Source organism: Microbacterium sp. KSW4-4, assembly GCF_023091185.1.
Lineage (GTDB): Bacteria > Actinomycetota > Actinomycetes > Actinomycetales > Microbacteriaceae > Microbacterium > Microbacterium paraoxydans.
Map to the genome: position 1 here is coordinate 1,243,676 of NZ_JAHWXJ010000001.1, position 13,021 is coordinate 1,256,696.

Annotated in this window: 15 protein-coding genes; 3 read left to right on the plus strand and 12 right to left on the minus strand. The window is 69.7% G+C overall.

Translation table 11 applies throughout. The features are described from left to right. Positions 1–62: 62 nt before the first annotated feature. From KZC57_RS06155 to KZC57_RS06165, 3 genes are all read right to left on the minus strand, one after another. Positions 63–1,031 (minus strand): carbohydrate ABC transporter permease, encoded by a 969-nt coding sequence (locus KZC57_RS06155; RefSeq protein WP_025104231.1) that lies wholly within the window; start codon positions 1,029–1,031, stop codon positions 63–65. Then, the gene (locus tag KZC57_RS06160; protein ID WP_247641278.1) at positions 1,031–2,368 is read right to left on the minus strand and encodes a carbohydrate ABC transporter permease; all 1,338 of its coding nucleotides are present in this window, start codon (positions 2,366–2,368) and stop codon (positions 1,031–1,033) included. Before KZC57_RS06160 ends, KZC57_RS06155 begins: the two co-directional genes overlap by 1 nt. A gap of 111 nt (positions 2,369–2,479) precedes the next feature. Then, positions 2,480–3,802 (minus strand): ABC transporter substrate-binding protein, encoded by a 1,323-nt coding sequence (locus tag KZC57_RS06165; protein WP_105950299.1) that lies wholly within the window; start codon positions 3,800–3,802, stop codon positions 2,480–2,482. Positions 3,803–4,085: 283 nt separating this feature from the next. Here KZC57_RS06165 and KZC57_RS06170 point away from each other — a divergent pair, with 283 nt between their 5' ends. Beyond that, positions 4,086–5,090, plus strand: coding sequence for a LacI family DNA-binding transcriptional regulator (locus tag KZC57_RS06170; protein WP_083371072.1), 1,005 nt, complete (start codon positions 4,086–4,088; stop codon positions 5,088–5,090). A 66-nt stretch (positions 5,091–5,156) separates the two neighbouring features. Here KZC57_RS06170 and rplL read toward each other — a convergent pair whose 3' ends face one another. The 3 genes from rplL to KZC57_RS06185 all read right to left on the minus strand — a co-directional run bounded on the left by rplL (position 5,157) and on the right by KZC57_RS06185 (position 7,378). Then, entirely contained in the window at positions 5,157–5,540 is a 384-nt protein-coding gene (rplL, locus tag KZC57_RS06175) for a 50S ribosomal protein L7/L12 (RefSeq protein ID WP_025104227.1), read from the minus strand. Positions 5,541–5,588: 48 nt separating this feature from the next. Further along, on the minus strand, positions 5,589–6,077 hold the full coding sequence (gene rplJ, locus KZC57_RS06180; RefSeq protein WP_025104226.1) for a 50S ribosomal protein L10: 489 nt from the start codon (positions 6,075–6,077) through the stop codon (positions 5,589–5,591). 326 nt (positions 6,078–6,403) lie between these two features. Then, positions 6,404–7,378 (minus strand): hypothetical protein, encoded by a 975-nt coding sequence (locus tag KZC57_RS06185; RefSeq protein ID WP_247641279.1) that lies wholly within the window; start codon positions 7,376–7,378, stop codon positions 6,404–6,406. A 239-nt stretch (positions 7,379–7,617) separates the two neighbouring features. Between KZC57_RS06185 and KZC57_RS06190 the strand changes: the two genes are divergently transcribed. Continuing rightward, on the plus strand, positions 7,618–8,298 hold the full coding sequence (locus KZC57_RS06190; RefSeq protein WP_060923575.1) for a YqaJ viral recombinase family protein: 681 nt from the start codon (positions 7,618–7,620) through the stop codon (positions 8,296–8,298). A gap of 15 nt (positions 8,299–8,313) precedes the next feature. On the opposite strand, the gene KZC57_RS06195 is transcribed toward KZC57_RS06190, so the two are convergent. From KZC57_RS06195 to KZC57_RS06220, 6 genes are all read right to left on the minus strand, one after another. Then, a complete protein-coding gene (locus tag KZC57_RS06195; RefSeq protein ID WP_247641280.1) occupies positions 8,314–8,805 on the minus strand; it encodes a hypothetical protein in 492 nt (163 codons plus the stop codon). Continuing rightward, a complete protein-coding gene (locus KZC57_RS06200; protein WP_105950302.1) occupies positions 8,802–9,422 on the minus strand; it encodes a hypothetical protein in 621 nt (206 codons plus the stop codon). Before KZC57_RS06200 ends, KZC57_RS06195 begins: the two co-directional genes overlap by 4 nt. 11 nt (positions 9,423–9,433) lie before the next feature. Continuing rightward, the gene (locus tag KZC57_RS06205; RefSeq protein ID WP_105950303.1) at positions 9,434–10,006 is read right to left on the minus strand and encodes a signal peptidase I; all 573 of its coding nucleotides are present in this window, start codon (positions 10,004–10,006) and stop codon (positions 9,434–9,436) included. Further along, positions 10,003–10,584, minus strand: a complete 582-nt coding sequence (locus KZC57_RS06210) for a SipW-dependent-type signal peptide-containing protein (RefSeq protein ID WP_234024151.1) — start codon at positions 10,582–10,584, stop codon at positions 10,003–10,005. Before KZC57_RS06210 ends, KZC57_RS06205 begins: the two co-directional genes overlap by 4 nt. A 42-nt stretch (positions 10,585–10,626) precedes the next feature. After that, positions 10,627–11,253, minus strand: a complete 627-nt coding sequence (locus KZC57_RS06215; RefSeq protein ID WP_060923006.1) for a SipW-dependent-type signal peptide-containing protein — start codon at positions 11,251–11,253, stop codon at positions 10,627–10,629. Positions 11,254–11,413: 160 nt separating this feature from the next. After that, a complete protein-coding gene (locus KZC57_RS06220; protein ID WP_247641281.1) occupies positions 11,414–12,298 on the minus strand; it encodes a LysR family transcriptional regulator ArgP in 885 nt (294 codons plus the stop codon). 69 nt (positions 12,299–12,367) lie between these two features. On the opposite strand from KZC57_RS06220, the gene lysE reads away from it, so the two are divergent. Next, complete coding sequence (lysE, locus tag KZC57_RS06225) at positions 12,368–13,021, plus strand: L-lysine exporter (RefSeq protein ID WP_060923008.1); 654 nt, start codon at positions 12,368–12,370, stop codon at positions 13,019–13,021.

Sequence of the window (13,021 nt, forward strand, 5' to 3'; positions counted from 1 at the left end):
CCTGAGCCTGTCGAAGGGCCTGAGCCTGTCGACGGGCCTGGGTCCCTGAGCCTGTCGAAGGGTCAGCCCTTCGTCGCGCCGGCCAGCAGGCCGCGCACGAAGAAGCGCTGCAGGGCGAAGAACACGATCAGCGGGACGATGATCGAGATGAACGTTCCGGCCGACTGCAGGAACCACTTGTTCCCCCAGGTCCCGGAGAGCGAGTTCAGCGCCTGGGTGATCGGCAGGGCGCCGGGCGAGGCGAAGATCGTCGCGACCAGCAGGTCGTTCCACACCCAGAGGAACTGGAAGATCGCGAAGGACGCGATCGCCGGAGCCGCCAGCGGCAGGATGATCCGGAAGAACACCTGACCGTGTCCGGCGCCGTCCACGCGGGCCGCCTCGATGATCTCGCCGGGGATCTCGGAGATGAAGTTGTGGAGCATGAACGTCGCGAGCGGCAGCGCGAAGATCGCGTGCGCGATCCAGACGCGGGCGAAGCTGTACTGCACCTCGTTCAGCCCGAACCCGGGGAAGATCGGCACGTCGTTGATCGTCAGTCCGTCAGAGAACAGGCTGAGCAACGGCACGAGGGCCATCTGCAGCGGCACGATCTGCAGCGCGAACACGAAGATGAAGAGCATGTTCCGACCCTTGAAGTCGATCCATGCGAACGCGTACGCGGCGAGCGACGCCATCACGATCGGGAACACGGTCGCGGGGATCGTGATCGCCAGCGAGTTGATGAACGCCGTCGCGAGGGTCGTCGAGGTGCCGCCCGAGTTCCACGCCTGCACGTAGTTGTCGAACGTGAACTCCGGGTTGGAGAAGACCGTCCACCAGCCGCTGTTCTGCGTGTCGGCGCCCGGGCGGAACGACGTCACGAAGAGACCGAAGGTCGGGATCGTCCAGAAGAGCGCGATGACCGCGGCCGCGATCGTCGCCCCCTTCGAGGTCAGCTTCTTGTGGGCGGTCGCCTCGTTGCGGCGCGTGTCCCGCGCCACCTGGCGCTTGGTGCGGTTGTCCACGACGGTGGCCTGCGTTGCACTCATCAGCGGATCTCCCTCTGCTTGGCCATCGATCGGGCGTTGTAGATGATCAGCGGCAACACGAACAGGAACAGCACGACGGCGAGCGCCGACGAGTGCCCGTAGCTCTGGAACCGCTGCTGCTGGTTGACCATCTCGAAGCCGAGGACGCTGGTCTCGTCCCGTCCGCCGGTCATCACGGCGACGATGTCGTACACCTTGAGCGAGGCGATCGTGATGGTCGTGAGCACGACGATCAGCGACGACCGGATGCCGGGCACGGTCACGTTGCGGAAGCGCTGCCAGGCGTTCGTGCCGTCGAGCTCGGCCGCCTCCATCTGCTCGACCGGCACGGCCTTGATCGCGGCCGAGAGGATGACCATGGCGAAGCCGGTCTGGGTCCAGATGAACACGATGAGCAGCATGAGCGTGTTGAGGATCGGCTTGATCGCCAGCCACTGCACGGGGTCGCCGCCGAAAGCGGTCACGATCGCGTTGAGGAGACCGATCTGGTCACCCTGCCGGGCGTCGTACATGAACTTCCAGATGATCCCGGCGCCGACGAACGAGATCGCCACCGGCATGAAGACCAGCACCTTGAGGAACTTCTCGCCGCGAGCCCTGTCGATGAAGACGGCGTAGGCGAGGCCGATGACCACGGAGATCACCGGAGCGAGCAGCGCCCAGATGATCGTGTTGATCACCGACGACGTGCCGACCGGGTTGGTGAAGACCCAGATGTAGTTCTCGAGCCCGACGAACTCGTCGCCGGTCTTGTCGAAGAAGGACTTGAAGATCGTCGAGATCGCGGGGTAGATGAGGCCGAGCAGCAGCATGATGGCCGCCGGGGCCATGAACAGCACGAGCTGGAAGAGATAGCCCGCTCCCTGCCGCGCGCGGAAGTCCGCGAAGAAGAGGAGCGCCCCGACGAGGAGCGCGATCGCGACGACGTACACGACGGCGTTCGCGTAGGGACGGAGCAGCAACAGCGCGAGCACCGGGATGACGAGGCACGCGACCAGCCGCATGATGAAGTAGCCGCGACCAGGGCGGGGCGCGAACTCGATCAGCACGAGGATGATCGCCACGACCACGCCGAACACGAGCAGCACGGCCGGGATCTGCACCAGCGGATTCAGACCACCGAGCCACAGGAAGAAGCTGTTGAGCGAGAACCCGATCGTGATCCGCGAGGACTCCTCGGTCGGAGCGGTGAAGACGAGGAGGAGAGCCAGCGCGACGACGACCACGAATCCGATCGCGAGGATACTGCGTGTGGTCTTCCTCCCCTTCTCGTCGGTGCCGTGCGTCGTCGGCGGCGCGTCAGCCTCGACGGGTTTCTCGATGGTCGCGTGCGACATGAACGTCCCCTTCTGGATCGTGCTGGGTTCCCGCGCAGTATGGATGGGTGGAGCGGGGCCGGGCTTGTGCAGCCCGGCCCCGCTCAGCCTGAGAAGATCGTGTCGAGGCGATCAGTTCTCGTAGCCGGCCTGGATGTCGGAGAGCACCGTGTCGGTGTCCTTGCCGTCGATCCAGTCGACCATCCCCTTCCAGAACGAGCCCGAGCCGACGGTCGACGGCATCAGGTCGGAAGCGTCGAACCGGAAGGTCGTCGCGTCGTCCTGCATGATGGTCATCGCCTCCTGGAGGAACTCGCTCGAAGCGAGGCTCGGGTCGGCGTTCTTGTTGGCGGAGATGACGCCACCGAGCTCGACACGGGCGTCGGCGAACTCCGGCGATGCCATGAACTCGAGCACCTTCTGGGTGGCCTCGTCGTCGGAGAAGGCCGCGACGAACTCGCCGCCACCCTCGACCTGGAGCTCACCGGCAGTCTCGCCCGGCATGATGAACGCGTAGACGTCGCCGTCCGGCGCGACCTCGGGGACGTTGCCATCGGCGGTCTCCGTGTCGAGGAAGTTCGCCGACAGGAACGACGCCTGGTGGGTCAGCGCGCAGTCGCCCTTGGCCACCGCGTTGGCGACGTCGCCGAAGGCGGTCGAGTTGATGCTCTTGACGTCGCCGTAGCCCGCGTTGACGTACTCCGGGTTGAGCAGGATCTCACCGACGGCGTCGAAGGCCTGCTTGATCTCGGGGTCGGTGAACTTCACGTCGCCGGCCACCCAGTCGTCGTACACGTCGGGGCCCGACTGGCGCAGGACGAGGTCCTCGATCCAGTCCGTGCCCGGCCAGCCCGACGCCGCCTCGGAGGCGAAGCCGGCGCACCAGGCGGGACCGCCGGTCTTCTCGACGATGGTGTCGGTCAGGGCGATCATGTCGTCCCAGGTCTCCGGGACCTCGACGCCCCACTCGGCGAACTGCTTCGGCGAGTACCAGACGTAGCCCTTGAGGTTCGCGAGCATCGGCGCCGCGTAGAAGGTGTCGTCGAACGTGCCGTACTTCTTCCAGTCCTCGGACCAGTTCTCGTCGACGGCGGTCTCCACGGCCTCCGGGGCCGGCATGACCTTGCCGGTGTCGACGAGGGTCTTGAGCAGACCGGGCTGCGGGACGATCGCGATGTCGGGTGCGTCGCCACCGGTCACCTTGGTGACGATGTTGCCCTCGAAGCCCTTGTCGCCGGTGTACTCGACCTTGATCCCGGTGTCCTTCGTGAACTGCTCGAAGGAGGCGTTCAGGTCATCGGCCTCGACGCCCGTGATGCCGCCGGAGATCCGGACCGTGTCCTTGGTCTCTCCGCCCTCATCGCCCCCGCCCTCGGCGCAGCCGGCGAGCGCGAGAGACGCGACGCCGACGAGTGCGATGGGGGCGAGCAGGCGGTATCGCTGTGACAAAGCCATGTACTTCTCCTCTTCAGGTGGATCTTCAGTCCGCCCAAGGAGAGCAATCGCCACATCCATTGGGGAACCGATTCCAGGCCAACCTACTCGGGTTCCTTCGCGCCGTACAACTGGGGAAGGTTACAAGATCACAACCGTTTGAGGTCGGTGCCCCCCGCGCAGTGGGAGCGCTCCCAGTTCCGCGGGTCTGGAACCGGTTCCTCCCCGCGTGTGGAACGGCTACGATGGCTCCCGGCGAGCGCCCGATGGCTCGCCGTCGTGGAACCGCGTCGAGGAGGACACGATGAGCACGATCGCCGACGTCGCGACGCGCGCCGGTGTGTCCAAGGCGACCGCGAGTCGCGCCCTGAGCGGCCGCGGCTACGTCTCGGAGGAGACGAGACAGCGCGTGGAGGAGGCGGCGCACGACCTCGCGTACGTCGCGCACTCCTCCGCCACCAGCCTGGCGACCGGGCGCACCGGCACCATCGGCCTGGTGATGCCTCCGGTCGACCGGTGGTTCTTCTCCGAGCTGCTGGCGGGCGTGCAGGAGGCGCTGCTCGCGCGCGACCACGACCTGTCGCTCTACGGCGTCCCCGAGCGCTCGGAGACCAGGGAGCGGCTGTTCGAGAGCGTGCTGCCCGGCCGGAGATTCGACGGCATCATCGCCGTCGGCATCCAGCCCAGCGCCCGCGAGCTGGAGCGCCTGCACCGCACCGGGCGCCCGCTCGTCAGCGTGGGCCCCTACAGCGCCGGATCGAGCGCCGTGTCGATCGACGACGCGGCCGCCGCGCGGATCGCCACCGAGCACCTGATCGAGCTCGGCCACACCGACATCGCCTTCGTGGGCGGCGCCACCGACGACACCGACCTCAGCTACGGCGACGCGCGACGCCTGGCCGGCTACCGGGAGGCGCTGCACGCGGCGGGACTGACTCCGCGGGCGCGCATCGCCGGGGCGGCCCCGACGATGCCCGGGGGCTATGCCGCGGCGGCGGGACTCCTGGGCGACCGCCGGCACCGACCGACCGCCATCGTCGGCGTGTGCGACGAGGCGGCCATCGGCGCCGTGATCGCCGCCCGCCGCCTGGGGATCGCGGTGCCCACCGAACTCAGCGTCGTCGGGATCGACGACCATGAGCATGCGGAGATGTTCGCCCTCACGACCATCGGGCAGTCGCCGCGGGATCAGGGCCGGGAGGCCGTGCGCCTGCTCATGCGGCGGATGAGTGAGCCGGACGCTCCGGTCGAGCGCGTCGAGGCCGCCTCGGCCCTCGTCGTCCGCAGCTCGACCGCGGCGCCGCGCTGACCCCGCAGACGCACGAAGGCCCCGGGCGGAACCCGGGGCCTTCGCAGAAGCGCTGGTGCGCTGGAATTACTTGAGGGTGACGGTCGCGCCGGCCTCTTCCAGAGCAGCCTTGGCCTTCTCGGCCGTCTCCTTGTTGGCGCCCTCGAGGACGGCCTTCGGAGCACCGTCGACGACGGCCTTGGCCTCGCCGAGGCCGAGCGAGGTGAGCTCGCGGACAGCCTTGATGACCTGGATCTTCTTGTCGCCAGCAGCCTCGAGGATGACGTCGAAGGAGTCCTTCTCCTCCTCGGCCGCGGCCTCGCCTGCGCCACCAGCGGCACCGGCGACGGCGACGGGAGCAGCAGCGGTGACCTCGAACTTCTCCTCGAACGCCTTCACGAACTCGTTGAGCTCGATGAGGGTCAGGCCGGCGAACTGCTCGAGCAGCTCCTCGGTGGAAAGCTTCGCCATGATGTATCTCCTAGATAGATGGGGTTTGTAGACGAGATCGCCGGTCGCTTACGCGGCCTCGGCGGTCTCCAGCTTTTCGCGAAGCGCGTCGATGGTGGCCGCAGCCTTGCCCATCGTCGCCTTCATCATGCCCGCGGCCTTCGCCAGCAGAACCTCGCGGCTCTCGAGCGAGGCGTACGTGTTGACCTCGTCGGCGGTGAGGGCCTTGCCCTCGAAGATGCCCGACTTGATCACGAGAAGCGGGTTGGCCTTGGCGAAGTCACGCAGAGCCTTGGCGGTGGCGACGAAGTCACCGTGCACGAACGCGACAGCCGACGGCCCCTTGAGGTCGTCGTCCAGCGCGGAGATGCCGGCCTTGTTGGCGGCGATCTTGGTCAGCGTGTTCTTCACCACGGCGTACTCAGCGTCCTGACGGATGCTGTTGCGCAGCTGCTTGAGCTGGGCAACCGTCAGACCGCGGTACTCGGTCAGCAGGACGGCGTTCGAGTTCTCGAATGACTTCGTGAGCTCGTTGACCGATGCATCCTTCTGCGCCATGGTCACTCCTTGGTGTGTACGAGGCGCCGCACGGTGGTGGGGCGCCGGCCTCCGACCCCCCTGCAAAGAGAAGAGCTCCGGCGCAAGCGCACGGAGCTCGGAAGTTCGTGACACCTGCGCGGGCCCCTGCGATGCAGAGCTTCGATCCTGTGCGCTCACGCGCACACGATGACCAGCGGTCTTCGGTTATGACCACTGTACCCCACCCCCACCTCTCCCCCAAATCCCCCCTCCTCTTCCCGTCGACCCACCCCTTTCCGTGCACCCCGGCCCCTTACGCCTGCACGTAGGGGGCCGGGGTGCGCGGAAAGGGGTGGGTCAAGGGCTCAACGGGCGAAGAGGCCGAAGGCACGGAAGTGCGCGTCGGCCGCGGCGAGGGAAGCGACGTCCGCGCTGGTCACCCGGGCCACCCGCCAGCCGGTGGTTCCGCGCACCCAGTCCTCGCGGATCTTCTCGTCCAACGCGACCCTCTCCGTGGTGCGGTCCCCGCGGAGCTCGTCATCCAGGTACTTATCCCGGCCGTCGCACTCCACGAAGGTGCGGCACTGGTCGACGGCGATGTCCATCCAGAACCGGCCGCCGCGCGGTCCGTCCACCGGTACCTGTAGACGCGGCCTGCCGAAGCCGAGCTGATGGAGCCGGTACCGCGTCACGCTCTCCAGAGGCAGTTGCGCGCGACCGTCGGCCAGACCCACGATCCGGCGCGCCTGCACGATGCCGCGGAGTCGCGGACGGCGCACCCGATCCGCGAGGTCGGCCAGGAGAGCCTGCTCCGCGGTGTCGTCGAACTCCCACGGGTCACCGCCGACCAGAGCGAGGGCGGCATCCGCGCCCGCGAGGGCCGCCTCGGGAGAGACCGTTCGGGCGAGGTCGACGACCGTCCGGGCGAGGGAGGTGCAGCGGATGCCGTCGCGCTCCACGATGTCGCCGGGGGAGACAGTGCCCTCGTGCCGCAGGATCCCGGACGTGCTGTGGCGACGGTCGGGCGGGGCCGTCACATGGACCCTGGCCGGACGCACCCGGTACAGCGGCAGTCCCCACAACACCGCGGCCGAGGCATGCGAGAACACAGGCCGCGTCCCCGAGGCCTCGAGATCGGCGGCCACCACCTCCGCACGATGCCGGGACTCCGGGGCCAGCTCGCTCCAGGTCCGCAGCGCGAGGTACCACCCACGGCGCACATGATGCAGCTGCCGCCCTTCCACCGCGGCGTGGAGCGTCCGAGACCCCCAGCCCTCCTCCTCCAGCCGTCGACGACCGAGGAGCATCCCCCTGATCTCCTCCACACTCACCTGTCTCATCCCCCCGACTCTTCCTCTCCTCTCGCCACTCCCCCGCCTTCCCCCCGTTATCCACACCCCTCTCTCCCCTCCCGCCCCCTGTGCAGGAACCGTCCTCGCTCGCCGACCCACCCCCTTGCGTTCGAGCCACCCCCTTGCGCGCGTGCGTAGGGGGCCGGGACGCACGCAGGGGGGTGGGTCGGCGGGAGGGGGCGGCGTGTACGACGGGTACGGGGGTGGGGGAGAGTTAGAGTCTTCTGGTGACCCCGGAACTCCAAGCTCGCATCGTCGCGGACTCGCGCGACCGCGTGGCATGGATGAGGGCACGATCCCGCGGCATCACGGCCACTGACGTCGCCGGACTCACGAGCGAGCGCTCGATCGCCCGTGCTGCCGACGCCAAGCTCGGCGGCGGGCCGCGGTTCGGCGGCAACGCCTACACCGACCACGGCCGACGCCGCGAGCCGGAGATCGCCGCCTGGGTCGCGGCCACGCACGGCATCTTCCCCTCCTCCGCGCTGTTCCGCGCCGAGGTCGAGCACCGCCACCTGGCGACGCCCGATGGCATCTCGGTGGACGCGGACGGTCGTGTCAGCCTCGCGGAGATCAAGACCACCAACAAGGCCTTCCGGGGGATCCCCCGCACCTACCTGCGCCAGGTGTGGTGGCAGCAGCACGTGCTGGGCGCCGAGCGCACCCTGTTCGTCTGGGAGGAGCACGTCGACTTCTCCCCCGTCCACGACGAGCCCCGCTGCGTCTGGATCGACCGCGACGAGCGCGAGATCGCGAAGCTCGTGGGGCTCGCCACCGACCTCATCGACGAGCTGTACCGCCGCACGACGGGACGCACGGTCCCGGCCCGCTCCGCCACTCCCCTGGACAGCCGTCGCGAGCAGCTCCGCGAGCGCGACGCCTTCCGCGCCCTCGCCCTCGCCGACTGAGCGGACGGCGCGTGCTCACGTGCACGTGTTGTTCCCGCCCAGACCGAGCAGTCCGCCCACCGACAGCGTTCGCGTCGCGGCGGGCGAGACCCAGGACGTTCCGGGGAGAACGGCCTCGACCCGCACCGTGTTGGACGAGCCGAGCAGGCTTCCGAGCAAGGTGCTCAGCAGGCCCGAGCTGATCGTGGTCGAGTACGTGTACGGCCCGCTCCCGCTCTGACTGACCGAGCCGTTGTCGACGACGACGGTGTTGATCGACAGCCGCTGCTGCGCCTTCAGGTACGGCGAGGTCCAGGTGATCGTGAAGCCGGTGAAGGTGCCGAGCAGGCTCGTCACCGTGCAGGAGGTGATGGACGGCGCGACCAGCCGCGATGCGGTGAAGGATCCCGCGGCGTGTTCGACATCCGTGAAGCGCGCCGCCGTGGACTCGACGGACGACGCGGAGAAGGCGGCACAGAGCAGGGCGACCGCAACGACCCCGGCGCCCCTTCGTCGATCGCGCTTCATCGCGGCACCTCCCCACCGCCAGAACGGCGCCGACCGGCGCCGAGGGCGGCGCCGCCGACCACGACCAGCCCCGCCGCCACGATCAGGGGCGCGATCCCCGGCGAGGGCCCCGTCGTCGCGAGCCCGCCGCCCGGGCCGGCGAGCACCGTCTCCCCCGCCCCATGCGCGACGACCTGCACCTCGGTCGTCCCGGCACCATCCGCAGGATCCAGCGCGATCGCGAGACGGAGGTGGGCGGTCTCGGAATGTGCGATCTCGGTCACCGGCACCTCGGCACCGTCCCGGGGGATGCTCCAGTCATCGCGGACGACCGTCGAACCGGACGCGCACCCCGAGGCACCCCAGGGTTCGGAACACAGCGCGATGTCCACCCGGAGGCGGGCGTCCCCCGTCGCCCGCACGCCGATGCGGATCCGTCCGGGCTCCTCGGCGTCGGCGCTGACCTCGACATCCCACTGCACGGGCTGGCCGGGAAGCATGCCTCCGGCGGAGTCCCAGTCCGCGATCGAGACGAGCCGCAGCACGTCGCCCTGGATCACCTCCGATGTCGGCTCCGCCCGGGCGACGCCCGGAACCGCCACGGCGAGCAGGAGAGGCGCCGCGAAGAGGGCCGCCACCCCGCGCCGTCTCACGACCCCTCCGTGCGCACCGGGGCCCGCCGCGGCGTCCGCGGCCAGAAGGCCCAGACCACGAGCGCCGTCGCCGCGATCGTCAGCACGGCGAGGACCACCGGGTCACCCAGCGCCACCACCACGGCGGCCGCCCCTGGCACCGCGAAGAGCACCGTGCGGACGGAGGACACCGGATACGCGACGGGATCCTCCGCCGCGTTGGCGTCGCCGCGCAGGGTGAGCATCCGCTCGTCCTCGGCGGCTCCCGGTTCGACGGCCGTGACGCGATGGGTCACCGGGAGCTCACCGGGCCGGTCGACCGTCACGACGTCCCCGACCTCGACCTCCTCCGCGGGCACGCGCTGCACGACCGCCACGGAGCCGGCGGGGATCGTCGGCGCCATCGATCCCGTCCGGAACAGGATGAGCGTGATCTGCGACGTCGCGGCGAGGATCACGAGGACGATGCAGATGGTGCCGGCCGCAGCGGCGCACCACAGGAGGAGATCGCCCAGCATCCTCCGCCCGCGTCCGCGAGCCCCGACCGCCTCGCCGGTCCGTGCTCGCCCTTCCCGACGGGTCCTGGTCATGACGACGTTCCCTGGATCTGCCAGGTCTGGGTCATCGTGAGCCCTTGCGCGCCGTTCCCCGCCGCCGTGGGCAGGGTCACCGCGAAGCAGTAGTTCACCTGCGCCGCCCCGTTCGCCGCGACCGCCTGCGTCGTCGTCCCCGCCGTCGTGAGGGTGGACCCGTCAGGAACGACAGCGGTCCCCGCCGGATACGTCGCCGCCGTGCAGGAGGTTCCGGTTATCGTCCGCACCCCATAGGTGAGATACGTCGCCAATCCCGTTCCACCCGGTGTTCCCGGCGTGAGCTGCAGCACCCCGGCCACCGAGGGGTTCGCGGTCCGCACGCTGAACAGCGCGTACGTCGTCGTTCCCGGTGCCATGGCGGTGGGCGGCAGCTGGAAGTTCAGCGCGGCCGCCGTTCCCGCCGTCGCGTGACTGGAGAAGGTCGTCCCGTCGGTGGCCCCGACGATGTCGAAGCGGCCCGCCGTGAAGGTCGCGGCGCCGTGTTCGGAGTCGTTCCAGGCGGCGAGGGTCGCGGTCGCGCCGACGCCCAGCACGAGACCCCCGGCGAGTATCGCCCGGATCCGGCGGGAGCGCATCCGTCCCTTCTCCCGCCTCACTCTGCGGGTGTCCATGAAGACTCAGCTCGTGGACGTGGCCGTGAACTTCCACGTGGCGTCCGTCACCAACCCCGGCTCCAGCGCGGCATCCGCCGTCACGGCGAAGCAGAGCTGCACCGCGGTGCCGGCCGTGTCGGCGGTCGCGCCCTCGGTGAGAGGTACGGTCGTCACACCGGTCTGCGCGTCGAGCGTGGCCCCGGTCGCGATGGGGGTGCCGACCGCCGAGGCCGCGTCGCATGTCGCCCCCGGCGCGAGTTGATAGACCGCGTAGGACAGATGGTCCGTGTTCGAACTCGCCGCCGGGTCCGCGGTCGTCCCGTCGGCGACCAGATCCGCTCCCGTCGTCGTCCCGGCGGCGAGCCGCACCCAGAGGCCGGCGTAAACGGTGTCGGACGGCGACATATTGCCGACCACCCCCGCCGGCAGAGTGAAGGCCAGTGCCGCTGCCGTGTCGCCGTCATCCACGTTGTGGTCACTGAAAGTCGTGCCATCCGTGGAGCCCTCCAGGTCGAAGGCCCCGGCCGTGAACGTCCCGGTCGCGAACTCGGAGTCGTTCCAGGCGGCGAGAACTCCCGCCACCCCCACACCCAGGACGAGACCACCCGCGAGCACCGCAAGGACTTTTCGTTGCGTCGTCTTCGTCGCCATCTTTTCCCCCCTCAGGAATCCGGTCTGCGCGGATGCCCGACGAGTAGAGCTCAGGCCTCCCGCGTGCTGGTATATTGCCGGACCCCGGGGGCGAGGACAAGCCCCTCTTCGCGGCAGCCGTCGTCAGCCTCGCCCACGCGCCGACGCCGTCCCGGCCCCGTCAGGGTTCGCGAGCGAGCACCCGGCGCGCCTCCCCCGCGACCTCGGACGCGATCGTGTCGAGCAGCGCGGAGCGCAGGTTCCACTGCTGCCAGTACAGCACCACGCGCAGGATCGGACCGCCCAGCGCCACGAGTCCCGGCACCTCTTGCAGCCGCGGCACCATCCCCCACCCCAGCCCGAGGCCGACGGCCAGCGCATAGTCGTGCGACGCCGGGACGTAGTGCCGGGGAACCCCGGCCGCCGGCACTCCCCGCGCGGCCAGCCACTCGTGCTGGAGGGTGTCCCGGCGGTCGAAGTCGACGAACGGCGCGTGCGCCAGAGCACCGGGGGTCACGCCGTCCGGGAACCATCGACGGGCGTAGGCGGCTTCGGCCATGGCGCGGTACTCGAGCACGCCGAGGGGCGTGACCGTGCACCCCGCGACCGCCGTGGCCTCGCTCGTGACCGCCGCCATGACGGTCCCCGATTCGAGCAGGCGCGCGGTGAAGTTCTGATCGTCGCGATGAAGATCCAGATCGATGTCGTGCACAGCCGAGAGCCGGGCCATCGGAGGGAGGAACCAGGTCGCCAGGGAGTCCGCATTGACGGCCAGGGGCACCGTGATGCGGCGCCCTCCACCGTCTTCCTCGATCCCGACCCCGGCAAGCGCATCCTGCTCGAGGAGGGCGATCTGCCGCGCGAGCCGCACGACGGATTCCCCCGCCTCGGTGAGGCGGACCGGCTTGCTGCGCACGAGGAGGATCCGCCCGAGTTGCTGCTCCAGCGCCTTGAGACGCTGACTGACCGCGGATGGGGTGACCTGCAGTCGACGCGACGCGGCATCGAGGGTGCCCTCGTCGGCGACGCTGGCCAGCGTGGCGGCGAGCTCCGGGTCGATCCTCACATCAGCGATGCTAATGGTGCGGAAGGAATCTTCGCTGCACCTCATGCTCAGCCCTCCTAGGCTCGACACATGCTCACCGTCCTCGCCGGTCTCGGCCTCGGTCTCTCCCTCATCGTCGCGATCGGCGCGCAGAACGTCTTCGTGCTGCGTCAGGGCATCCGGCGCGAGCACGTCCTCGCCGTCGTGATCGTGTGCGCGCTCTCCGACGCCGTGCTGATCATCGCCGGCGTCGCCGGGCTCGGGTTCGTGCTGTCCGCCGCCCCCTGGCTCGTCGTCGTGGCTCGCTGGGCAGGGGCGCTGTTCCTGCTCGGGTACGGCCTGCTCGCGGCGCGGCGGGCCTGGCGTGGCGGCGAGGAGCTGGTGGTCGACGGGGGCGACGCCCCGGTCCTCGAGGCGTCCGGGGGCACCGGCACGCTCACCCGCACCCGCCTCGCCCCGGTGATCCTCACGACGCTGGCGTTGACGTGGCTGAACCCGCACGTGTACCTCGACACGGTGCTGATGCTCGGGTCGATCGCGGCGACGCACGGCGAGGAGCGGTGGCTGTTCGCGGCGGGGGCGGTCGCGGCGAGCATCCTCTGGTTCACCGCCCTCGGCTTCGGCGCCCGCTACCTCGGACGGTGGCTGCGCACCCCGCGCTCCTGGCGCCTCCTCGACGCGGTGATCGCGGTCGTGATGATCACGCTCGCGGTGAGCCTCGTGCTCCCGGTGCTGGGCGCCTAG

Excerpts from the sequence above, each read along its gene's own strand:
- KZC57_RS06155 (WP_025104231.1), bottom strand. The coding sequence starts at position 1,031 with ATGAGTGCAACGCAGGCCACCGTCGTGGACAACCGCACCAAGCGCCAG.
- KZC57_RS06160 (WP_247641278.1), bottom strand. The coding sequence starts at position 2,368 with ATGTCGCACGCGACCATCGAGAAACCCGTCGAGGCTGACGCGCCGCCG.
- KZC57_RS06165 (WP_105950299.1), bottom strand. The coding sequence starts at position 3,802 with ATGGCTTTGTCACAGCGATACCGCCTGCTCGCCCCCATCGCACTCGTC.
- KZC57_RS06170 (WP_083371072.1), top strand. The coding sequence starts at position 4,086 with ATGAGCACGATCGCCGACGTCGCGACGCGCGCCGGTGTGTCCAAGGCG.
- rplL (WP_025104227.1), bottom strand. The coding sequence starts at position 5,540 with ATGGCGAAGCTTTCCACCGAGGAGCTGCTCGAGCAGTTCGCCGGCCTG.
- rplJ (WP_025104226.1), bottom strand. The coding sequence starts at position 6,077 with ATGGCGCAGAAGGATGCATCGGTCAACGAGCTCACGAAGTCATTCGAG.
- KZC57_RS06185 (WP_247641279.1), bottom strand. The coding sequence starts at position 7,378 with ATGAGACAGGTGAGTGTGGAGGAGATCAGGGGGATGCTCCTCGGTCGT.
- KZC57_RS06195 (WP_247641280.1), bottom strand. The coding sequence starts at position 8,805 with ATGAAGCGCGATCGACGAAGGGGCGCCGGGGTCGTTGCGGTCGCCCTG.
- KZC57_RS06205 (WP_105950303.1), bottom strand. The coding sequence starts at position 10,006 with ATGACCAGGACCCGTCGGGAAGGGCGAGCACGGACCGGCGAGGCGGTC.
- KZC57_RS06210 (WP_234024151.1), bottom strand. The coding sequence starts at position 10,584 with ATGCGCTCCCGCCGGATCCGGGCGATACTCGCCGGGGGTCTCGTGCTG.
- KZC57_RS06215 (WP_060923006.1), bottom strand. The coding sequence starts at position 11,253 with ATGGCGACGAAGACGACGCAACGAAAAGTCCTTGCGGTGCTCGCGGGT.
- lysE (WP_060923008.1), top strand. The coding sequence starts at position 12,368 with ATGCTCACCGTCCTCGCCGGTCTCGGCCTCGGTCTCTCCCTCATCGTC.